At 36.4% G+C, this 23,505-nt stretch carries 22 protein-coding genes; 7 read left to right on the top strand and 15 right to left on the bottom strand.

Going from position 1 to position 23,505, the window contains the following annotated elements:
* The first annotated feature begins 5 nt into the window (after positions 1–5).
* Genes GJV76_RS07185 through GJV76_RS07175 form a run of 3 tightly spaced genes read left to right on the top strand, consistent with a single transcriptional unit; the run spans position 6 to position 3,530 of the window.
* Positions 6–971 carry a tetratricopeptide repeat protein gene (locus tag GJV76_RS07185; protein WP_155091963.1) on the top strand — a complete coding sequence of 322 codons (966 nt, stop codon included), beginning with the start codon at positions 6–8 and terminating at the stop codon, positions 969–971.
* Positions 972–974: 3 nt separating this feature from the next.
* Complete coding sequence (locus GJV76_RS07180; RefSeq protein ID WP_155091962.1) at positions 975–2,762, top strand: BatD family protein; 1,788 nt, start codon at positions 975–977, stop codon at positions 2,760–2,762.
* A 3-nt stretch (positions 2,763–2,765) separates the two neighbouring features.
* Positions 2,766–3,530, top strand: coding sequence for a tetratricopeptide repeat protein (locus tag GJV76_RS07175; protein WP_230381507.1), 765 nt, complete (start codon positions 2,766–2,768; stop codon positions 3,528–3,530).
* A gap of 67 nt (positions 3,531–3,597) precedes the next feature.
* Here the strand turns inward: GJV76_RS07175 and GJV76_RS07170 are convergent, their stop codons facing one another.
* Positions 3,598–4,140, bottom strand: a complete 543-nt coding sequence (locus GJV76_RS07170) for a CvpA family protein (protein ID WP_155091961.1) — start codon at positions 4,138–4,140, stop codon at positions 3,598–3,600.
* A 241-nt stretch (positions 4,141–4,381) separates the two neighbouring features.
* On the opposite strand from GJV76_RS07170, the gene GJV76_RS07165 reads away from it, so the two are divergent.
* The 3 genes from GJV76_RS07165 to GJV76_RS07155 all read left to right on the top strand — a co-directional run bounded on the left by GJV76_RS07165 (position 4,382) and on the right by GJV76_RS07155 (position 7,493).
* Positions 4,382–4,738, top strand: coding sequence for a hypothetical protein (locus tag GJV76_RS07165; protein ID WP_155091960.1), 357 nt, complete (start codon positions 4,382–4,384; stop codon positions 4,736–4,738).
* A gap of 91 nt (positions 4,739–4,829) precedes the next feature.
* Positions 4,830–5,846 carry a phenylalanine--tRNA ligase subunit alpha gene (gene pheS, locus GJV76_RS07160; RefSeq protein WP_155091959.1) on the top strand — a complete coding sequence of 339 codons (1,017 nt, stop codon included), beginning with the start codon at positions 4,830–4,832 and terminating at the stop codon, positions 5,844–5,846.
* 591 nt (positions 5,847–6,437) lie between these two features.
* Positions 6,438–7,493: a ferredoxin--NADP reductase gene (locus GJV76_RS07155; RefSeq protein ID WP_155091958.1), complete on the top strand. Its 1,056-nt coding sequence runs from the start codon at positions 6,438–6,440 to the stop codon at positions 7,491–7,493.
* Positions 7,494–7,893: 400 nt separating this feature from the next.
* Here GJV76_RS07155 and argH read toward each other — a convergent pair whose 3' ends face one another.
* The 14 genes from argH to trhO all read right to left on the bottom strand — a co-directional run bounded on the left by argH (position 7,894) and on the right by trhO (position 22,696).
* The gene (argH, locus tag GJV76_RS07150; protein WP_006257999.1) at positions 7,894–9,225 is read right to left on the bottom strand and encodes an argininosuccinate lyase; all 1,332 of its coding nucleotides are present in this window, start codon (positions 9,223–9,225) and stop codon (positions 7,894–7,896) included.
* A 3-nt stretch (positions 9,226–9,228) separates the two neighbouring features.
* Complete coding sequence (locus tag GJV76_RS07145; RefSeq protein WP_155091957.1) at positions 9,229–10,287, bottom strand: M20 family metallo-hydrolase; 1,059 nt, start codon at positions 10,285–10,287, stop codon at positions 9,229–9,231.
* Positions 10,288–10,330: 43 nt separating this feature from the next.
* On the bottom strand, positions 10,331–11,110 hold the full coding sequence (gene argB, locus GJV76_RS07140; protein WP_155091956.1) for an acetylglutamate kinase: 780 nt from the start codon (positions 11,108–11,110) through the stop codon (positions 10,331–10,333).
* A gap of 3 nt (positions 11,111–11,113) precedes the next feature.
* The gene (locus GJV76_RS07135; protein WP_155091955.1) at positions 11,114–12,112 is read right to left on the bottom strand and encodes a Rossmann-fold NAD(P)-binding domain-containing protein; all 999 of its coding nucleotides are present in this window, start codon (positions 12,110–12,112) and stop codon (positions 11,114–11,116) included.
* A 13-nt stretch (positions 12,113–12,125) separates the two neighbouring features.
* Positions 12,126–13,265 (bottom strand): aspartate aminotransferase family protein, encoded by a 1,140-nt coding sequence (locus tag GJV76_RS07130; protein ID WP_155091954.1) that lies wholly within the window; start codon positions 13,263–13,265, stop codon positions 12,126–12,128.
* 12 nt (positions 13,266–13,277) lie between these two features.
* Complete coding sequence (argC, locus tag GJV76_RS07125; protein ID WP_155091953.1) at positions 13,278–14,249, bottom strand: N-acetyl-gamma-glutamyl-phosphate reductase; 972 nt, start codon at positions 14,247–14,249, stop codon at positions 13,278–13,280.
* A 13-nt stretch (positions 14,250–14,262) separates the two neighbouring features.
* Positions 14,263–15,450 (bottom strand): argininosuccinate synthase, encoded by a 1,188-nt coding sequence (gene argG / locus GJV76_RS07120; RefSeq protein WP_155091952.1) that lies wholly within the window; start codon positions 15,448–15,450, stop codon positions 14,263–14,265.
* 17 nt (positions 15,451–15,467) lie between these two features.
* A complete protein-coding gene (locus GJV76_RS07115) occupies positions 15,468–16,148 on the bottom strand; it encodes a GNAT family N-acetyltransferase (protein WP_155091951.1) in 681 nt (226 codons plus the stop codon).
* A gap of 858 nt (positions 16,149–17,006) precedes the next feature.
* Positions 17,007–17,909 carry a hypothetical protein gene (locus GJV76_RS07110; RefSeq protein WP_155091950.1) on the bottom strand — a complete coding sequence of 301 codons (903 nt, stop codon included), beginning with the start codon at positions 17,907–17,909 and terminating at the stop codon, positions 17,007–17,009.
* A gap of 21 nt (positions 17,910–17,930) precedes the next feature.
* Positions 17,931–19,055 carry a hypothetical protein gene (locus GJV76_RS07105; RefSeq protein WP_155091949.1) on the bottom strand — a complete coding sequence of 375 codons (1,125 nt, stop codon included), beginning with the start codon at positions 19,053–19,055 and terminating at the stop codon, positions 17,931–17,933.
* A 441-nt stretch (positions 19,056–19,496) separates the two neighbouring features.
* Entirely contained in the window at positions 19,497–19,853 is a 357-nt protein-coding gene (locus GJV76_RS07100; protein ID WP_155091948.1) for an arsenate reductase family protein, read from the bottom strand.
* A gap of 1 nt (position 19,854) precedes the next feature.
* Entirely contained in the window at positions 19,855–20,085 is a 231-nt protein-coding gene (locus GJV76_RS07095) for a ferredoxin (protein ID WP_006257855.1), read from the bottom strand.
* Positions 20,085–21,326 carry a peptidase U32 family protein gene (locus GJV76_RS07090; RefSeq protein WP_155091947.1) on the bottom strand — a complete coding sequence of 414 codons (1,242 nt, stop codon included), beginning with the start codon at positions 21,324–21,326 and terminating at the stop codon, positions 20,085–20,087. The genes GJV76_RS07095 and GJV76_RS07090 overlap by 1 nt, the downstream gene beginning before the upstream one ends.
* A gap of 11 nt (positions 21,327–21,337) precedes the next feature.
* Positions 21,338–22,696 (bottom strand): oxygen-dependent tRNA uridine(34) hydroxylase TrhO, encoded by a 1,359-nt coding sequence (gene trhO, locus GJV76_RS07085; RefSeq protein WP_155091946.1) that lies wholly within the window; start codon positions 22,694–22,696, stop codon positions 21,338–21,340.
* Positions 22,697–23,053: 357 nt separating this feature from the next.
* On the opposite strand from trhO, the gene GJV76_RS07080 reads away from it, so the two are divergent.
* Positions 23,054–23,377: a DUF4870 domain-containing protein gene (locus GJV76_RS07080; RefSeq protein WP_155091945.1), complete on the top strand. Its 324-nt coding sequence runs from the start codon at positions 23,054–23,056 to the stop codon at positions 23,375–23,377.
* Positions 23,378–23,505: the final 128 nt, after the last annotated feature.

The raw sequence follows: 23,505 nt of genomic DNA, 5'->3' as shown, positions 1-23,505 counted from the left end.
TGATTATGAAGCACTTATTATATATAATAACTTTCTTTTTTATGTCCTTAGCTACTTTTGCACAAAGTGCTGGTAGAGCCCTAAGTAAAGGAAATGAAGGATATGAACAAAAACATTACGCACAAGCTGAAGCATCCTATAGAATAGCTAATTCTAAATTGGAAAACAATGCTACAGCCGAATATAATTTAGGGAATGCCTTGCTAAAACAAGGTAGAACAAAAGAAGCTATTTCGGCTTATGAACGTGCTATTAAAGTTGCCGATTCTAAATCTGAAAAACACCTTGCCTACCACAATATAGGTAACTCATATATGAAATTAAAGGATTATAAAGCAGCCGAACAAGCATACAAGTCTGCACTGAAAAATAATCCGAAAGATGAAGAAACAAGGTATAATTATGCTGTCGCAAAAAAACTAAATCAGCAGCAGCAAAATAAAGATCAACAAGATCAAAATAAAGATCAACAAGATCAAAATAAAGATCAACAGGATCAAAACAAAGATCAACAGGATCAAAACAAAGATCAACAGGATCAAAACAAAGATCAACAAGGTCAAGATAAAGACCAAAATGGTCAGGATAAAGATAAAAAGGATCAGGATAAAGATCCGAAAGATAAAAAAGGAGAAGAAAACAAAGAGGAGGAAAATAAAAAACCTCAAAACAAGGATAACAAGAAGCAAGAAAATAAAGAAGAGGACAAGGAAGATTCTGATGAAAAAGATGGAGATAAAGACAACTCTGACAAGGATAAAGAGAATCAACCATCACAACAGCAGCCAATGCCAAGTAATATGAGTCAAATGCCACAAACGGCAACACAAGCTCAAATGAATCAGATATTACAGTCACTTGAAACAAAAGAGAAACAAGTACAACAACGAATCATCAACAAAGGCAAAGGGGCTGCCACACAAGGAAAAAATACGGGTGACAAAAAGAATGAACGCAAAAAAGACTGGTAGAAAATGAAATCATTTCAGAAATACATACTATTAATATGTTTTATCTGTAGTCAAGCATTATGGGCACAATACACTTTCGAAGCAAAAGTTAGCAGAGAAAATGTGCCCCTAAATGAACATGTTCGTATTGACTTCGTAATGGATGGTGATGGAGATAACTTTACCCCACCAAACTTCAATGGTTTAAAAATCGTTGGAGGGCCTAATCAAGCTGTTAGTCAGTCATGGATAAATGGCAAAAAGACTTTTTCGAAGACTTATTCTTATTTCTTACAATCGACTCGAAAAGGTAATTTCAAAATTGGACCTGCCACTATTGAGATTGAGGGTAAAGAATATAAAACTAATCCCCTATCCATTACTTTTGTTGACGCAGTACAAAAGCAAAATACTCCAAACAGGGGACGTAGTGGTGAATTAAATCAAATTCAACAACAATCCCTCGAGCACATACATTTAGTGACCGAGGTTAGCAACGCGAATCCTTATGTTAATGAGCCAGTAAACATTAGTTTTAAAATATATTTTAAAGAAGGACTCTCTGGTTATAGTGGTAAAAAAATACCTACGTACAAAGATTTTTGGGTACATACTATTCCCCCAACAAGACAACCTGAAATAAAGGTTGGGAAATACAAAGGAGAAACATACAACTACATCGAAATCAAAAGAGATGTAGTTATGGCACAAGAAGTAGGTAGTTATACTATAGATCCACTTGTTCTTGATGTTCAAGCGCAAGTTTATACAGGTAGACGAGATTTCTTCGGTTTTCCTGAAGTTGGCTATGTCGAAAAAGAAATTGGCACCAATAAGGTTACTATAAATAGCAAAGCATTGCCAGAGCAAGGTAAACCACTCAATTTCAGTGGTGGCGTAGGAAAACTCAACTTTAAGGTTACTCCTTCCAAAAGAGAGTTAAAAGCTGGTGATCCATTCACCTTAAAAGTGGAAGTATCTGGTCAAGGGAACCTGAATTTATTAACGATTCCCGAGCCAAAAGCTCATTCGGCATTAGAGTTATATGACCCCGTTTACACAGAGAAGGTTACTCCAACTGTATTCGGATTACAGGGAAAAAGAGCAAATGAATATACTATTATTCCGCAATACAAAGGGGATTACTATATTCAGCCTATGGAGTTTTCATACTTTGATCTATCGAGTAAATCGTATAAAACCATTTCGACAGATAGTCTAAAGATTGCCGTTATAGATGGGCCTGCATTGCCAACAAACACAACAATTCAACATGCTCAAGACTCTGAGGCAATAGACAATAGTGAACTATTTCAACCCATAGAGAACACGGCTACTTTTATTTCTACTGAATCCGAAACAGCTTATTGGTTGTCGACTACTTATTACCTATTGACATTATTTCCAATAGCTGCAATTCCATTCTTTGTATTGGCTGTGAATAGAAAACGCTCTTTAGACAATGACATAGAAGGAAACCGATTACGCACGAACAACCGATTAGCGCGCAAATATTTATCGGAAGCTAAAAAGCACTTAAAAGACAAAGATAGTTTCTATGAAGCTTTAGAACGTTGCTTACACAACTTCCTTAAGGCTAAACTAAAAATAGAAACATCAGAGATGAGTAATGAAACAATTCAGGATCTACTGCAAGATAACCAAGTGACAGAGGAGCAAATTACTGCATTTATGGAGCTAAAGAATGCTTGTGAATGGGCAAGATACACTCCCACTGAACAGGTAGATACAAACAAAGATTACGAATCTGCTATACAAGTAATAAGTCAATTAGAAAAACAATTAAAGTAAACAATGATGAAATATATAATCTATATCCTATTATTTGCTTTACCATCTGTTTCTTTCGCACAAGACAAAAGTCAGTGGGAAAAGAAGTTTGACAATGCTAATAGCTTATATATAAAAGAGAATTATGCAAAGGCTATAGAAATCTATCACGAGTTAATCCAAGAGAAAGATAATTCTCCTGAGGTTTTCTTCAATTTGGCCAATGCTTATTATAAATTAAATAACAATACAGATGCTATTTACTATTATGAAAAAGCGCTAAAGTTAGCTCCAGATACCCAGGCCTTTCTCACAAATCTAAATTATGCTCGAAAGAATCTTGAAGATGATATTACTATTGTAAAAGAATACGACCAACAAGATATCATACACCAAAGTTTAGGAATACTAACAGTTAATCAATGGGCTACTCTGAGTACACTTGCAGCATTCTTAGTCTTAATTTGCTTTATCTGCTACTATTTAACCACTAAAAGTAATGTAAAGAAACTAAGCTTTACCTGCCTTATACTCTTTCTCTTTTTAAGTTTAGTGACAGCTTATAGCGCTTACTTTGAAGACCATTATAAAAGTGACGCTTATTCAGGAATCATTTTCGACAAAGTCTTAGAGCTAAAAAGTGAAGCGCGACATACTTCTGATACCATTAGAGAGCTCCACGAAGGAACAAGAGTTCATGTATTGGAAGAAAAATCTCTTTGGATAAAGGTACAATTGGACAACCAAGAAGAGGGTTGGATAGAGAAGAAATCCATCAAAGTGATATAGTAAAAAAGGGGACAAAAGAATAATTTCTTTTGTCCCCTTTTTTATTTTTAGCCCTATACACAATCGATTAAACAGCTGTAGGTTCCTCTGGTGTAGTAAGCATGTCCACGCTTCTTGCAAACAAGGACTTAACCATATTGTACAAACTTGGTAGAATGTCTTCCGATAAAACTAAGTAAGTCTTATAACTATAAGACTGCTGCAAAGTTTCTGTTTCCACAAGCTTGAATATATTATTTACCTCATCGAATAAACTAAGAAAAACACTTCCTACCAAGATAACTACAAGGATTTGGAACAAAGCACCAAAAAGTCGATTAACAAAACCTAAATAAACAGTCTCGAAAACCTTAGTCAGCATATTAGCGACGAATTTCACAAGTAAAATCGATAAGAAGAAGGTCAAGATAAAAGAGATAATAGGCAGAAAAGAGGTATCCCATCCTAATTTAGTGAACAGCAATTCTTTGACAACGTTCGAAAACTTCAAAGCGCCAATTATACCAATAAGAATTGATAAAAAGGCTGCTACAGAAACAAACAAACCTTTCTTCAAACCTATATAAATACCATATACTAAAACAATACCAGTGATTATATCTAAAACCATCAACCTATTTTTATTACGAATATATTACAAAAACTCATCTTATGACTTACTTTAAAAAATAATTCATCCAAAATCAGGTCTTTTTGCGCATTATCTCAAAAAGACAAACCTCAAAAAAACAATTCAATCTTAGTCCGTTATACAATAATGATTCCAATTTGTAAAATATGGTATCAACCTCAACAGAATAAAACAGAATCAAATTGCAAATTGTATCTTTGTCAACTTATTATAAAATAATATGGCAAGAGATGAACAATTAAAACAACGATGGCAATCGGTTGTTACCAAAATATCAGAGCGCTTTGGAGATGGTGAAACATTAGACTTAGAAGCAATTATATATTTAATAGGCGTACAAGAATTAGGAAAAATAAAAAAACGCTATAAGAAAGACGAAAAAATAAACCTAATGCACATTGCAATATGTAAATTATTAGAGCCTTATGGGTACTATGAGTTTGAATACTTTGACAATGACGGTTGGCCTCACTACAAAACTTTAGAGCACTTACCAGCATTAAAAGCAGGTGAACAAAGTGTATTAATGAAAGAAGCAATTGTAAATTACTTCCTGGAGAATAAGTTTATAGAATAAGCTACATTACAAAGAATTATCAAAAGAATAAGGTTTTAAAATTTTAATGTCTAATTGAAAAGCAGTAAATTTGCGCTTTACTTTACTTAAGATGATAGATAAAATAAAAGAATACATCGGTGAAGCAGAGTTATTTCACACCGATAATAAAGAGACGCTTGAAGCATTTAGAATTAAATTCTTATCAAAGAAAGGAATCTTAAATGACCTATTCGCACACTTTAAAACTGTGCCGAACGAGCAAAAAAAAGAGTTTGGTCAGATAATCAACTCGTTAAAAAATATTGTTGAGGCTAAAGTAAAATCAATTCAAGAAGAACTAGAGTCAAAAGATATACAAGGTTTATATGGAGATCTTACAAGACCAGGTTACCCTTTAGAAATTGGTTCAAGACATCCTATTTCATTAGTAAAAAACCAAATCGTAGATATCTTCAATAGTATTGGATTTAATATATCTGAAGGTCCTGAAATAGAGGATGACTGGCATAATTTCTCTGCGTTGAACTTCCCGGAATATCACCCAGCACGTGATATGCAAGATACTTTCTTCGTTCAAACCAATCCAGAGCACTTACTGCGTACACATACATCATCTGTACAAGTGCGTTATATGGAAAAGAATACACCTCCATTGAGAACTATTTCTCCAGGGCGCGTATTTAGAAACGAAGCTATTTCATCACGTTCACACTGTATATTCCACCAAGTTGAAGGTTTATATATTGACAAAGACGTTTCTTTCGCTGATTTAAAACAAACCTTGTTATACTTCACAAAAGAGATGTTTGGAAAATCTAAGATTAGATTGCGTCCTTCGTATTTCCCTTTTACTGAACCAAGTGCTGAAGTAGATATCTATTGGGGTCTTAAAACCGAAACAGATTACCGAATTACAAAAGGAACTGGATGGTTAGAGATTATGGGATGTGGTATGGTTGATCCAAATGTTCTTAAGAACTGTAATATCGATCCTACCGAATATAGTGGTTTTGCCTTTGGTATGGGAATTGAGCGTATCGCAATGTTATTATACCAAATCGGAGATATCCGTATGTTCTACGAAAACGATGTTCGCTTCTTAGAACAATTTAAAGCAAGTTTCTAATTAGATACACAATAATAAAAGGTCACTTCATTCGAAGTGACCTTTTTGCATACTACTAACTAATATAATTACCTCTGCTATAATTTTACGTCTTTTGAACTAACATCAAAAGAATCAAAACAAAGTAAATATTCCTATTCAATGGGTTACCCCCTAATTCTTCTACAGTATAATCCCTTACACTTGAAACAAGATCAAATCACTAAGAAACAATATGTTATCTTTTTAGATTCAATAAAAAAACCTTTATTCTAAGGTCCTAAAATAAAACAAACCAAGGCAACAGAATAATACAAATCAAATATTCCGCATGAATCGCTTGCATTAATAAAAGGCTTTCTATTTTCAATTAGACGTACATTCTCAATCATTGTTACAGCTGACTCGAAAAATTATTCAAAAAAAAAGTAAGACATCTCAAAAGAAACAATCTAAGTAGATTATAGTATAAACTGCGCATTAAAACTATGCACGCATAATAGTATGTACCTTAAATAGTTAATAAACTGTAAAAGAAAGCTTCATAATAAGAATAAGTTTACCTTTTACTCAATCACTTTTGTATTTTTGTCAGTTCAAACTAAACTAACTATGTCAAGATTTAATCTATTAACTGTAAAAGAAGTTCGCAGAGAGACTCCTAACGCAGTATCAATAGCATTTGATATTCCAGCCGATTTACAACAGGATTATAAATTCACAGCAGGGCAATATCTCAATATTAAATATCAACATGAGGGGAAAGAGATTCGCAGAGCCTATTCTATCTGCTCAACTCCTACCAGTGGAGAATTGAGAATTGCCGTAAAGAAAGTTGAAAATGGAATATTCTCAAGTTACGCAAATGAAATACTGAAAGCAGGTGATCAATTAGAAGTTGAGGCTCCTGAAGGAAGATTTACATTCGAACCGAATGCTACTGTATCTAATAACTATGCTGCATTTGCTGCTGGTAGTGGAATCACTCCAGTGATTGCTATTTTAAAAACAACATTAGAACAAGAACCAAACAGCAAATTTGTACTCATCTATGGGAATAAAAATGCTGAGGAGACAATCTTCCGCGATGAGTTATACAGACTGCAAGAGCAGTACAAAGAACGTTTGTTTATCCACTTCGTTTACTCTCGTATTAGAGAAAACGATTCAATTTTTGGACGTATAGATAAAGCAGCAATCAACTTTGTAGTTAACAATAAACACAAGGATACAACCTTTCAACAATTCTACATTTGCGGTCCTGAAGATATGATTGATACAGTAAGTGCTACTCTACAAGATAGAGGAGTCACTAAGGAAAATATCTCATTTGAAATCTTTACACCTAATACAGATGGAGCTGCTCCAATAGAAATAACTGGTGGAGGAACAATTAAAGTAACTGCTTTGGTTGATGATGATGAAACTACTTTCGAAATGGCAAAAGATCAAGTGTTGTTAAATGGTGTTCTTGAGGCAGGTCTAGATGCTCCTTATTCTTGTCAAGGTGGTATCTGTAGTTCTTGTATGTGCCGTATTATAAAAGGATCTGCTACGATGAAACTCAACAGTATTCTAACGGACCAAGAAGTAGAAGATGGTCTAATTCTGTCTTGTCAAGCAATTGTTACTTCTGATGAGATCTACGTTGATTACGATGATATTTAAAAAATTGCTCAAGGCAATAATCACTACATACAAAAAACAAAAAAGAGGTTATATTTTCATATAACCTCTTTTTCAACTTAGCTTCACTTTTAATTTAATTGGTCACTCCTACTTCGTTTTAGGAATTAAAGTCAGGAATTAAAATATGATTATTATCATATTTTGTATAAATGTATTTAATTTTTTTTGACAACCAAAACTTATTTCACTTTTTAACAAAATTTAAATATTTTTTATAAAAAAGCACAAATAAGGCGCAATAAACTTACAATTCATCTACTTTATATCATAAAAAATAGCGTTACCTATTTTAATGCACATTAGCTTCAATTAAAAGGCAAAATAAACTATTATAAATAAAAAGGCTCTCCCACCGCGTGGAAAAGCCTCTTTCAATCTATCACAACACTAAACTTACTAGTTTCTCATTTACTTGGTCAAAGTTGAATGACGTGTACACACGGTCAAACTCTCCTTTGATTGCTTCATTCATCAGGTTACCTACACTACCTTCGTGTGTATGGTTTACCTCTTTTGACGGTTGATAAGTACCTGCCTCTATCGACAGCCCTATCTCTTTATATGCTTCTCTAAAAGGCATCCCCTTTAGCACATAATCATTCACTACCTCAACGCTAAACAAATAGTCGTATTTCGGATCGCTTAATATCTCTTTATTCACCTCTATATTGTCCAACATCAATTTCAGAATATCTAAACACTCTTTCAATGAAGTGAAAGCTGGGAACAAGTTCTCTTTTAACAACTGAAGATCTCTGTGGTACCCAGAAGGCAAATTAGTAGTCATTAAGGCTATTTCGTTAGGCAAGGCTTGTATCTTATTACATCTTGAACGAATAAGCTCTAAAACGTCTGGATTCTTCTTATGTGGCATAATGCTCGAACCTGTAGTCAAATGATCTGGGAATTTGATAAAGCCCATATTCTGACTCATATACAAGCATCCATCCATCGCGAACTTAGCTAAAGTAGCTGCAATAGCGCTTAACCCTTGTGCTAAGATACGCTCCGTCTTCCCTCTGCCCATCTGTGCATACACTACATTATAGTTCATAGACTGAAAGCCTAATAGGTCTGTAGTCATCTGTCTGTTTAGTGGAAATGATGAACCATAACCTGCAGCTGATCCCAATGGGTTCTTATTCGTCACCTTCCACGCAGCCAGCATCATCTCTAAATCGTCTACAAGGCTCTCTGCATACGCCCCAAACCACAAGCCAAATGACGAAGGCATTGCGATTTGTAAATGCGTATAGCCAGGCAGTAATACATCTTTATACTGATTGCTCAATTGCTGTAGTGTATCAAATACCTCCTTCGTCTTAGTCACAATCTCCTCTATCTCATGGCGAAAATAAAGTTTAAGGTCTACTAATACTTGGTCGTTTCTTGAACGTCCTGAGTGTATCTTCTTACCAGCCTCACCTATTCTTCTGGTCAATAATAACTCTACTTGAGAGTGTATATCTTCTACATCATCTTCTATCTCGAATTGACCAGCTAATATCTCTTGGTATATCTGTTTTAATTCTTTTTGAATAAGGACTAAGTCTTCTGACTCTAATAATCCTATACTTTCTAACATCTGTGTATGTGCTAATGACCCCATAACGTCAAATGCCGCCAAGTTCATATCTAACACTCTATCTTGTCCTACTGTGAAGGTATCTACATTACTATCTACAGTGGTATTCTTTTGCCATAATTTCATTTGCTACACGATTTGCGTTAACATCTCTATATACAAGGCTATTCCCTCTTCTATCTCCTTTACATAGACGAATTCGTCTGCTGTATGCGAGCGAGCAGAGTCGCCAGGTCCACACTTAAGCGATGGAATACTTAACAAGGCTTGGTCACTCGTCGTAGGTGAGCCATAGGTCTCTCTACCCAAGGCTATACCCGCCTGTACGATAGGGTGATCTTTAGCTATAGACGAAGGCTTTAATCGAGTAGAACGCGCATTGACCTCACAGTCTACATGCTGTCTCACTATCTCTAATACTTCTTCGTTTGTATAAGCATCTGTCACACGTACATCTACTACAAAGTCACAAGTAGAAGGCACCACATTATGCTGTGTACCTGCATTGATCATCGTCACACTCATCTTGATAGGTCCAAACTCCTCAGATACCTTAGGGAACTGATAGGTATTAAACCACTCTATATCTTTTATCGCTTTAAATATCGCATTGTCTCCTTCATTACGCGCTGCATGTCCTGAGCGCCCATGAGCTACACAGTCGAGTACCATTAGTCCTCGTTCTGCTACAGCTAAGTGCATTTGTGTAGGTTCTCCTACAATAGCGAATTCTAATTCTCCTAATTTAGGTATTACAAATTCTAAGCCATCATTACCCGATATCTCTTCTTCTGCCGTAGCAGCGATACAGAAGTTATACTTCATCCCCTCTTTCTCATAGAAGTGTAGAAATGTAGCGATTAAAGAGACCAAGCACCCTCCAGCATCATTACTCCCCAATCCGAACAACTTGCCATCTATAACCTCAGGCTTAAAAGGGTCACGGGTATAGTCTTTATTTGGTCTCACGGTATCGTGGTGAGAGTTCAATAAGATCGTAGGCTTACTCGGATCATAATGCTTATTAAACGCCCATACATTAAAAAGCTCTCGGTGAATAGCTACTCCATGAGACTCTAAAAAGTTGGCTATTAGATCAGAAGTCAAGTGCTCTTCTTTACTAAAAGATGGTGATGCTATAAGGCTTTCTAATAAAGCTATTGCCTGTTGTGATAAGTTGTCTTTCATTGTGGTTTTATATAGTTATGGGTCGTTGTCTTGTTATATTCTATTAAAGTTGAATCGTAGTACCAGCTTTTATATCTAATAGATCCTCTGCTTTCTTGATACATACCTTATCTACTCCTTGGTTGACAGCCGCCAAAGCGTTCTCTATCTTTGGCAACATACCATCAGCTATCACCCCTTGTTGTTTTAGTTGTGTAAAGTTCTCTTGATCAATGGTAGTGATCACAGAGTTCTCATCGTTAATGTCCTGCAATACCCCTTTGCGCTCAAAGCAATAGACTAAGGCTACTTTATACTTAGTAGCAAGAGCAACTGCTATATTAGAAGCAATAGTATCTGCATTGGTGTTTAGTAGTTGGCCTTCCTTATCAGCCGTAATCGCAGAGAATACAGGATTAATCCCTATCTCTAACAATTGTTGTAATCGAATCACATTCACATCGCTTGCCTCAAAGTCCCCGACATAGCCGTAGTCTATCGGCTCGATAGGGCGTTTATGACTCTGTATCAGCTTAGCGTCTGCTCCTGAGATTCCCATCGCATCACAACCTCTTGCTTGAAGTTGTGCAGTGATTTGTTTGTTTATCAAACCTGCATACACCATTACAGCTATAGGCAACATCGCCTCATCAGTGATACGACGCCCATTGACCATCTGAGTTTCTATCCCTAACTGAGTAGCCATACGCGTAGCTAATTTACCTCCACCGTGTACTAAGACCTTAGGGCCTTCTATACGAGCATAGATGTCTAAAAAAGCGTTCAACGCAGACTCGTCATCGACGATATTACCTCCTATCTTAATAACTGTAAGGCTTTGCATAATTTATTGGTTTTTAAGCATTTCTTTTAATACAGCTTGTGCTGCCCATACTCTGTTTCCTGCTTCTTGTATCACAATAGAACTATCGCTATCTAATACTTCTGACGAGATCACTAAATCACGTCTAACAGGTAAGCAGTGCATTACTTTGGCTTGATTCGTTGCTTCTAATTTATCCAAAGTCAACATCCAAGATTGATCTGTACACGTTATCTGTCCGTAGTCTTCATAACTCGACCAGTTCTTTACATATACGAAGTCAGCATCTGCTAAAGCTTCGTCCTGATTAGTAGTCACTGTAGCTCCTGCTGTAAACTCCTCTTTCAGCGCATAACCTTCTGGATGAGTCACCACAAAGTCTACAAGACCTTCTGCCTGAGCTCTACACATCCACTCTGCGAAAGAGTTCGGTACTGCCTGTGGAAGTGCCTTAACGTGCGGTGCCCATGTCAATACTACTTTAGGTTTTTTGCCTTGAGGTACTAATTTATCTTGTGCAGCGTCATAGTTATAATCGAAGTGCTCTACTATCGTGATTAAGTCTGTGAAGCTCTGTAGTGGATGTCTTGTCGCGCTCTCTAAGCTCACTACAGGTTTGCCACAGTACTTAGCGAACTTGCTAAACAATTCTTCGCTATAGTCTTCCTCAGCATCTTTTAACCCTGGGAACGAACGAAGTCCTAATATATCACAGTACTCACCCATCACCGCAGCGGCTTCTCTAATATGCTCTGCTGTATTTCCGTCCATCACTACGCCGTCTTTAGTCTCTAAAGCCCAACCGTCTGATGTCATATTCATCACCATTACATTCATCCCTAAGTTCATAGCAGCCTTCTGAGTACTCATCCTTGTACGCAAACTTGGGTTTAAGAATACTAAACCTATTGTTTTGTGCTTGCCAAGAGTTTCTTCTGCAAAAGGGTTTGCCTTACACGCTAATGCGCTATTTACTGCTTTAGATAGGGAAGGTATATCGTTAACGGAAAAAAATTGTTTCATTGTAATTGTCTTTTTAGAATTGTTGTAATCTGTTGTTGAATTTATCCAAGAATAAATCTGCATCAGCTTGAGTCAGATTTAATGCTGGTAACAACCGAATTACATTAGGGCTTGCATTACCCGTAAAGATGTGATCTTTCACTAATAGTTCTTTGCGAACCTCTTTTAACTCAGGAGCAAGGTCTATTCCGATCATTAGTCCTTTTCCTCTTACTTCCTGTATCTTATCTAATTTCTTTAATTCATTGATTAAGTAGTTCCCTACTTGGGCGGTATTCGCCATTAGATTGTCTTGCTTCATAACCTCTAATACAGATAAGGCTGCTGCACAAGCTAAGTGATTTCCTCCAAAAGTAGTTCCTAACTGTCCATGCCATGGCTTAAACTGCTCTCCAATCGCCATTGCTCCAATAGGAAATCCGTTCCCCATACCTTTCGCCATCGTATAGATATCAGCACTCACTCCACCGTCATTCACTGCATAGAAAGAACCTGTACGTCCATATCCACACTGTACTTCGTCTGCGATAAATACAGCTCCGTACTGTGTAGTAAGACTTCTAATCTTCGCTAAGAAGCTATCAGTCGCTACTTGTATTCCTCCTACACCTTGTATCCCTTCTATAATCACTGCTGTTACTTCATCACCATAAGAGGCAAATGCTTGTTCAAGAGCCTCTTCATCGTTAAAAGGCAAGAACACAATGTTCTCCGTTTGATTAACTGGGGCAACTATCTTTGGGTTATCAGTAGCAGAAACGGCAAGAGATGTTCTCCCGTGAAAAGCTTTATCAAAAGCGATTACTTTCTTTTTACCATTGTAAAAAGAAGCTAATTTTAAAGCGTTTTCATTTGCTTCTGCTCCTGAATTACACAAAAACAATTGATAATTGTCCAACCCAGCTACTTCCCCTAATAAGGCAGCTAATTGCTGTTGTAGAGGAATTTCTATAGAATTAGAATAAAATCCGATTTTGTTTAATTGGTCAGTTAATCTCGCTACATAGTGCGGATGAGTATGTCCGATAGAGATCACAGCGTGCCCTCCATATAAGTCTAAATACTCTTGACCGTTGTTGTCATATACTCTACTCCCTAATCCTTTTACAATCTCGATAGGGTTCAGTGGGTATACATCATATAATTTCATCATAATAAATCGTTGTTAGAAAGCCGAAGCTTTTAGTTGTAAACCTGTTTTTTCGTCTAATCCGAATAGCAAGTTCATGTTTTGAACAGCTTGTCCGCTTGCTCCTTTTAGTAGGTTATCTATCGCACTGGTCACTAATACATCATTTCCATTCTTTACGATAGACACCAAGCATTTATTCGTATTTACCACTTGCTTTAAGTCAATACCCTTTTTGCTTACATGCGTAAATGGATGCGATGCATAATACTTCTCATAAACATTATACAATTCCTCTTCTGTCAAAGTCGATTCAAACATCACACTGGCAAAAATCCCTCTCGCAAAGTCTCCTCTCTCTGGGATAAACTTAATGTTCTGTACATAGTCTGGCTGTAACTGTACAAGGCTTTCTCCTATCTCACTAAGGTGTTGGTGAGTGAAGGCTTTATATACGGATATATTATTCGCTCTCCAACTAAAGTGAGATGTAGTAGATAGACTCTGACCTGCACCAGTAGATCCTGTCAAAGCATTGATATAAACAGACTCAGGCATCTTAGCTGCATGTGCTAAAGGCAACAAGGCTAACTGAAGAGCTGTAGCAAAACAACCTGGATTAGCGATGTAATTCGCTTTCTTTATCTTCTCTTTATTCAGCTCTGGCAATCCGTAAACGAACTCTCCTGCTGTGTCTTTTAATCTAAAGTCTTGACTGAGGTCTATAATCTTAATCTCCTTATCAATGTCATTTTCTGCTAAGAATACTTTAGAATCGCCATGCCCCATACACAAGAACAGTACATCGATATCCTGCATCAAGGTACTCGTAAACTGTAAGTCTGTATCTCCAAACAAGTCTGTATGCACCTCATATACAGGCTTACCTGCACTACTATTAGAGTGTACAAAGGCAATCTCTACTGCGGGATGAGGTAAGAGAAGTCTTAGTAACTCTCCTCCAGTGTAACCTGCTCCACCTACTATTCCTGCTTTTATTGTTTGCATAGTTCTATTGCTCTTAGTTATTAACTTTGTGCCAAATCATTACTTGGTTACCAAAAATCTTAGAGAATCCTTTTACATCTTCGCCTGTCCATGCATTGTTCATCTCTCCATAGCTACCAAACTTATTAGACATCAGATCATGCGCTGATTCTATACCTATCACTACAAAACGGTGTGGGTGTAACTCTACTGTAACTTTTCCACTTACGGTCTGCTGTGTACTACTCAAGAATGCTTCCATATCTCTCATTACTGGATCGTGGAATTGTCCTTCGTGTAAGTAGTTACCATAGAATGAAGCTAATTGTTCTTTCCAGCTCAATTGCCACTTCGTCAACGTATGTTTCTCTAAAGTGTGGTGAGCTTTCACTAAAATAATAGGTCCTGCTGCTTCAAAACCAACTCTACCTTTGATACCAATGATCGTATCCCCTACGTGGATATCTCTACCGATACCAAATGGTTGTGCCATATCTTGTAATTGTTGGATAACCTCAGTAGGTTTTAGTTGCTTACCATTTAGAGCTACTGGCTCACCTTTCTCAAAAGTAATCTCCACTGTTTCAGGAGTAACTTTAGTAATCGGTGTAGGCCATGCCTCTTCTGGTAAATATAAATGAGAAGTTAGGGTTTCTTTTCCTCCTACTGAAGTTCCCCATAATCCTTTATTAATTGAGTATTTTGCTTTCTCTGCATTGATTTCAACACCGTGTTTTTGCAAGAAGTCAATCTCCTCCTCTCTACTTAACTTTAAATCTCTAATCGGTGTAATAATCTGTACATTAGGCACCAAAATATTAAAGATCATATCGAAACGCACCTGATCATTTCCAGCACCTGTACTACCATGCGCTACTGCTTCTGCCCCTATCTTCTTAGCGTAATTAGCAATAGCTGTAGCTTGACATACACGCTCAGCACTTACTGATAATGGGTAAGTCGCATTCTTCAATACGTTACCAAATATCAAGTACTTCACACTATCGTTATAGTAATCTTCTGTCTCGTCTATAGTCGTATGAGAAGCCACCCCTAAGGCATACGCTTTCTCCTCGATAACCTTCACTTCCTCAGCGTCGAAGCCCCCAGTGTTTACCACTACAGAGTGTACTTCATACCCTAATTCTTCTTTTAAATAAATGACGCAGAAGCTCGTGTCTAATCCTCCGCTAAATGCTAATACTACTTTCTTATTGTTCATGATAGATGGATTTAAAATTAAAATAGATTCGTTTTTTTGACTGTCTTCTTTAATTGCATTTGCAATCTCTTGAGCAAAGAATACTTTTTTTGCATTCCTTTGAGTCTTTCTTTTGCTTTCGCCTTTTGGTCTATTTTATTGCGAAGCTCTTTTTCTTTGTCTTCAGGGTTCCAAAGCATAGCTGTACACAGACAGTTCTTCTTCTCTTTGCTCTGTAAAATTTGGAAGTTAACACAACTCTCGCACCCTTTCCAGAACATCTCATCTTGTGTCAATTCTGAATAAGGAACAGGCTCATAGCCTAATTCTGAGTTGATCTTCATCACAGCAAACCCTGTAGTCAGACCGAATATTTTAGCCTTTGGATACTTCTCTCTTGACAATTCGAATACGCGTTTTTTAATCGCTTTGGCCAACCCTTCTTTTCTAAAAGTAGGATTGACAATCAGTCCAGAGTTGGCTACGTAATCACCGTGACTCCATGTCTCGATATAACAAAAACCAGCCCACGTACCATCTACGTGCAAAGCGATAACAGCCTTGCCCTCAACCATTTTAGTAGCTACGTACTCTGGTTTTCTTCTTGCGATACCCGTCCCTCTGGCAAGAGCCGACTGAGCCATCTCTTCACAAATTTGTTCCGCATATCCTACGTGTGTTTCATTCGCAGGAATAACGATAAACTGATTTGAATTCATTTCAAAACAAGTGATTAGGAATCAAACGCGCTTAAATATTGATACCGAATAGGTACAACAATATACAAACTGTCTGAAAAGCATTAAAAATCAATGATATATGTACAGATATAATGCCAAAGAAGGCATTATATTAAAAAAGGCTAAAAAAGATTAAGCCCGGACGCGAGATACCCGCGATGTAGAAACAGAAGAAACCGCAACAAATGCAAGAGCAATGTTGTCAGAAATAAAAGTCATATTTAAATCGGTTTTCTTCATATCGTATTTGTGCTTAAAGAAGCATGGACAAAGTTTTCTAATTTAAATCGGATTATGCAAGCTTTTTCTTAAAAAAATAAAACAGCCCTCAATGCCTTATATACTACAAGATTGAGTATCATAACCAAAAAAATATTGAAGTGAAACTATTGCTGTTTTTGTTTTAAAACGTCATATTCACCTTCTAACCAGATAAACACACCATTAAAAAAAGATTTGATTTGCGAAGGTAAAATACTGTCGTTAAAATTAGTTTAACTTCTAAGTGATAGTCGTCTGTTAGCATAATAATCGCATAGTGGTCGCATGAATTTGCCTATAAAGTATGCGACCACTATGCGATCACATGCCGACCACAAGCCGACCACCCTCTTTCAAATGACTTAAAAAACAGGATTACCATTAGCGCAAAATCAAGCATAACGGGCAATTCAATACAGCATTCAACTAATTAATCCCTTCAAGCAAATTATACGATTAAAAATTTGACATTCATTATTTAAACAGAAAATAAAAAGCTATATACACCTAAAAAAAAAGAGGAACATATAGTTCCTCTCTTTCCGTTTAATAACTTTATCAATATTTCTAACTTTCCTACCAGCCAAAAACAGGTTTACTATCCGTATATGTAAATGTCAGTTCCTCACCACGAGTTTTATCAACCAATTTACCAGAAATCGTATATGATCCATCTTTATTATCTACTATTTCAATAGAAGTTGCTTTGGTATCATCCGCAACGAAGTAATCCTCATTATTATTCTTGTCAAAATTAATCCAAGCTGTTCCTTGAAAATTTGGCTTGCCATCACTACCTTTAACGTGTTTTCCAACATAATACATCAAAGGTTTCCAAGTATCATAACTCCCCTCTAATGGAGCGACTTTTCCAAAAGGTAGTTGGTAACTTTGCTCTGTTAATTTAACAAGTGGCTCTTGAGTCAACAACCAAATCAAAACATCTTTGTATTCTATCCCATTTCCATCTTGACTCATCTTTTTTGTTGACATCATCAAGTTTGTGCGATACAAGCCAGTTGCTTCATCCAAATCGTCATACATCATAAAACCATCTACTAACTCCAATCCTTTAGGTAAAAGAGTTTTAAAACTATGCTTAATTAAACTGACTTCTTTATCCTCTCCTTTAGCTACCAAGTATAGGTCATACTCCGAATCTTGATGCAGATCATTTACAGTAACTTCAACGGTTTTGTTAACCTCCACAGTGATACCTTTTTGAAAGATAACTTCTGTAGTTATACTTTCATCCGATTTTGGTGTGAGCAAGTAAGCGATTTGTACTGCATTTTTACTGATCACAGTAAAATCAACTTTATCTACACCTACTTCACCTAAAGTAAGTGTTACTTCTGCTTTGGGCGTTTCACTTTCTCCTTCACCCGGTACATTGCGAACACTATTGTCATCACTTGAACAAGCTGCAAATAATCCTCCTACAAATGCCACAAATAATATTAAAAATTTATTTCTCATCTCTCTATGCTAATTATTTATTTAATATGGTATTACTTGAACTGGCCCATTATAAATTGCTTTAAAAGGAGTACCACTATCTCGTGCTATATTAATCTCTATATCGAAAGTATTATTAGCTCCTTTAGTAATAACAATTGATCCACTATCCAAATCTCTTATTGATTCTGAGCCATCTCTCTTCTTAATAAAGTATTCACCTACACCATCTGACGACACCTCCTCTGACCAAGAAGCATAATAGAACTTTCCTGTAGGAAGCTCATGCAACTCTGCTGATATAGATCCTATTTCAAATCCTGCTTCCCAATCTTTACCTTTTAGATTAAGAATATAAACATTAAGCCAGCCTTGGCTTTCAGAATTTACTTTTATCTCTGTAAACTTGATCACTCCATCCTCTTCTTGTACATCTTCTTTTGTAGAAAACTCCGATGATTGCAGTAATGTCTTGCCAGAAGCTTCTATAGCCGCCACATACAAGTTATACTTTGTGTTTTCACTCAAGCCGTCAACCTTTAAAGTAGACTCCCCATCAAGTCTATCAATAGATACACCTTTGGCTAAAACATCCTCAGCAGTTGGAGCTTTTTCAGTTGCCTCTTGTACAATATAGCCAACTTTCTCAGCATACTGAGTTGTAAACTTAAACTCCATCGTTGTGATATCAGCCTCAACAGCTATGATTTGCATTGTTGCACTTTGCATAGTCTTAATCGTTTGAGGATATTTCAAAATTGTCGCTTTGTCTTCTGCATTAATAGCAATAGCTGTCACAGTATACTTGGTATTTGCCTCCAAAGCATCTACTACAACTTCTTCCTCAGTATTTGCTTTCACTTTTACACCTTTCGAAACTATCTCCTCAACAGTAATTGTACTTACATCATCTCCTTTAACGACATAATAGTAAACACTCTTAGCCTCTTTAGAGTTAATTTGAACTGTAGCTGTATTTTGAGTATATGCTATTACAGCAAGTGAAATTTCGGCTTCTTTCACTTTTGGCCCTTCAGGATTAGGTTCCTCTGTTGGAGGAGTTACATTTGGAGCAGTGCTATTGTCATCACTTGAACAACTTATAAAACTGCATAAAACAACAGCACAAAGTCCCTTTGTGTACCAGGTAAGTTTTCTTTTTTTCATTATTAAGGTAATTAAGATTAGTTCGTTTATTTTTTATGTTTTTATTAACAGTCCTAACTTCACAAAAAACACATACTATTAAAAATAATAGTTCAAAAATATATTAATATCAAATATTTTGATTTCCAATATTAATAATTAAAAAAATAAAAACAATCAGTTTCTTAAATAAATATTAAAAATTAACATTTATAATACAATCCCTTAAATGAAAGAAATCAAATAAAAACGACATACCGTCTATACTTATACCAATATTTATCCCAAATAATTATTGAATAAAAAACATTGACATAAAATAGCAATAAGAAGATTAGTTGCCTTACAAGAAGAAATAATTTTGTCTTTACGAGACTTCAAATGTTGTCCTACCACTACATAACCAAACAAAAAATGGCCAACATTGCTGTTGGCCATTAGTTATTAGCAGGTTTATGCCTACTATTTATTCTTTACTTGTTCGATAGCAGCCTCTACTACTTTCTTACTATTCCCGACATAAATGTTACCATCGATAAACATTACTGGGCGATTTAGAAAAGTGTATTGCTCCAGAATAAGCTTTTTAAAATCATCTTCTTGAAGATTCTTGTCTTTTAATCCTTCGCTTTTGTACAGTTGAGCACGCTTATTGAATAGTTTTTCATAACTACCCACTTGCTTATACATTTCTTCTAACTGTGCTGCTGTCACAGGATTCTTCTTAATCTCTTGTAGTTCAAACGTATCTAATTCAGGCATTTCAGCCATGATACGCTTACATGTCGTACAAGTACTTAAATAATATATCTTTCTCATCTTATACATCTTTTACGGTAATGATATGTACTGGACAAACTTTCTCTGCTTGTTCACATGCCTCTAAAATAGTATAATCTGGCGACTTAAGTGTATGAAATCCCTTATTATTCACAGATTTCAATAAGACAGTCTTTCCGTCTTTCTTAGACATCTGAAACTGCTGAGGAGCAACCTCAACACAATAATTACATCCGATACACTTATCGCGTTGTAGCGTAACTATGACCATTATGCCTCTACTATTTTATACAGCTTATCAGATAAGCGAATTCTAAACGGAATTTTGATTGTACAGTCATCTCCTTTAGTCGCTTTCTCTACCTTCTGCTCATTGACGAATAGTTCTTCTACGATCAACTCTTGTGCTCCTGTACTCGGTCCAGTAATCAAGATCTTATCACCAATCTTGATATCATAAGCTTCAATTTTAAACTCTCCGATAGACGCTTTTTGGAAATAGTGAGCCGCTTTACCTACATACACTTTTTTCTGAGTGGCATTACTACCTGGGTTGTCACTCCACTCTCCTAATTTCTGTCCTAAGTAATATCCACTCCAGAATCCACGGTTATATACCGTTTCTAAAGCTTTCATCCACTCTGCTACTTTCTCTTGAGAGTAAGTACCATCAGCGATAGCATCGATAGCCTCACGATAGGTACGAATCACAGTTGCTACATACTCAGGAGCTCTACCTCTACCCTCTATCTTCAGTACTTTGGTTCCTGCATCGATCACTTGATCTAAGAAATCTAAGGTACATAAGTCCTTAGGTGACATCATATACTCATTGTCTATCTCGATCTCAAAACCACTCTCTTGGTCTATTACCGTGTATTTCTTACGACAGTTTTGTTTACACGCTCCTCTGTTTGCAGAAGAGTTATGTGAGTGAAGGCTTAAATAGCACTTCCCTGATACAGCCATACACAAAGCTCCATGACCGAAGATCTCTATCTCTACCAAATTACCAGAAGGCCCTTTCACCTGTTCTCTTTCGATAGCTTCAGTGATCTTTTTTACTTGTCGCAAACTCAGCTCGCGAGATAGCACGATCGTATCAGCGAATAAGCTATAAAACTTAACAGTCTCAATGTTTGTGACATTTAGTTGAGTAGAGATATGTACTTCTAACCCGATCGCTCTTGCAGATGCGATCACTGCCTGGTCAGACGCGATCACTGCTGTAAGCCCTGCCTCTTTTGCCTTATTCAATAAAGTCTTAACCACTGATAAGTCGTGGTCATAAACGATAGTGTTTAACGTCAAATAAGTACGTACATTCTTCTCTTTACATCTTCTCGCAATCTCTTCTAAATCATCAATAGAAAAGTTTACCGTAGAACGCGCACGCATATTTAACTGGTCTACTCCGAAATACACTGAGTCTGCACCGTTATCTAACGCGGCCTGTAAAGACTCGAAGTTACCTGCAGGAGCCATAAGCTCTACTCTTCCTGAAACTGTCATATTCTTAATGCTTAATCTATTATTTTATACAATTGGTCGTTTTTACGAATACGGAAACCTAATTCCATAGTCATCTTATCTCCATTATTAGCTGTACTAACTTCCGCTCCATTTACCATCATCTTCTCTATTGTTAGTCTCTCATCACCTGTAGTAGGCCCTACGATAGCTACTTTATCTCCAACATTTAACTCCTTGTCAACAATAAACTGCCCTACACTTGCTTTAGTAAAGTAATGCTGTGCTGTACCAATAAGTACTTTTCGCTCTGCTTGTTTCTTGCGGATTTGTGTTACTGCACTTACTTTCACTGCCTTCACTTCATCCGTAGCTTTGCGTTCTTTCTGGAACTTTAATGCCTCCGAACGCCCTTTCTTGAATACTAAGTTTCCTTTTTGTACTCCTTGGCGCAGGCGCTTTTGCTCTTCTATAGGCATTTGGATAATATCCAAACACTCATCAGAACAACATCCGTGCATCTGCTCAGCACATTCGTAACACTGAATGAATAACAAATGACATCCTTCATTTGCACAGTTTACGTGAGTATCACATGGTTTACCACACTGGTGGCAGTTAGAGATAATATCGTCTGTGATACGCTCTCCTAAACGGTGGTCAAACACGAAGTTCTTTCCGATGAACTTACTCTCTAATCCTTCCGCCTTTACCTGACGAGTGTATTCGATAATACCTCCTTCTAATTGGTAAACATTCTTAAACCCGTTGTGTTTAAAGTAAGCGGATGCTTTCTCACAGCGGATACCTCCTGTACAGTACATCAGTAGGTTTTTCTCCTCTTTGATGTCTTCTAACTGGTCTTTAATGATTGGCAGTGATTCACGGAATGTGTCCACGTCTGGAGTAATCGCTCCTACGAAGTGCCCTACTTCACTCTCATAGTGGTTTCTAAAGTCCACTACTACCGTATTCGGGTCTTCTAATAACTCGTTGAATTCTTTTGCCTTTAAGTGAATTCCCTTATTCGTCACATCGAATGTATCATCGTTCAATCCGTCTGCTACGATCTTGTGTCTAACCTTTACTGTTAGCTTTAAGAATGATAAGTCATCTTGCTCTACAGCTACATTCAGGCGAATACCTTTCATAAAGTCGTATTGCTCTAAAGTCTCTCTAAATGCATCAAACTTAGATGCAGGTACAGACATCTGAGCATTGATCCCCTCATGAGCTACATAAGTACGTCCTAAAGCGTCTAATGCATCCCAAGCCAGGAATAAGTCATCTCTAAATTGTTGTGGGTTTTCTATTTTGGCGTACGCATAGAAAGATAAAGTCAAACGGTTCTCTCCCGCTTGTTCGATAAGTTCTGCTCTTTCCTCTGCGCTTAATGTGTTATACAGTTGCATGCTATATACTTTTAAGTGTAGATTATATATGTTTGAAATTCTAAATGGAAGAATTTCGGTGCAAAGATACTATTTTGATTGACAAATGAGAATTGAACATCAAAAAAAATACTTAAAACACTAATTATCAATCCATTCTTTAAAAAAGCAGTTATCCTAAACCTACTAAGATTAACAACGAAAAACTGCCTACCAAACAAAACCGACAACATCACATACCATGATCGATCAAAAAAAAGAACTGTCAAAAGTAGCCTAAAAACTCCCTATAATCAGCCATTTTCGCCCCATTTACACCTATAATTGACGATAATTGTAAGATTTCTATAGATATTTGCTCCAGTAAAAAATCGAAAAATGAATAATAAAACACTTGCAATTGTATCATACATTACAATTATCGGATGGTTAATAGCCTATTTTATGGGAAAAGAAAAAGCAGATAATTTTTTAAAGTATCACCTCAGACAATCATTTGGAGTAATGATTGCATCAGTAGTATTAAACGTAGTTTTAAATATTGTGGTAAAAATTGTACCTGCTCTATCGTTCTTAGGTTTAGTTGGATTAGTCATATTAGTGCTTTGGATCATTGGCATCCTCAATGCTCTGAAAGGGGAATCAAAACCATTGCCACTTATCGGAGAATGGTCAAATAAAACATTTACATTCATTAAGTAAAACCAAACACTCAACGTATACGAAAGAAGTTAATTTTATAGTTAACTTCTTTTTTTTATTTCAAATACTCTTTTGTTTAAACAAAATATAATATCCTATCATAATTAACACATACTTATATTTATAAT

This window comes from Myroides albus (assembly GCF_009711045.1).
GTDB lineage: Bacteria > Bacteroidota > Bacteroidia > Flavobacteriales > Flavobacteriaceae > Flavobacterium > Flavobacterium album_A.
This window is presented reverse-complemented; position numbering and strand designations above follow the sequence as displayed.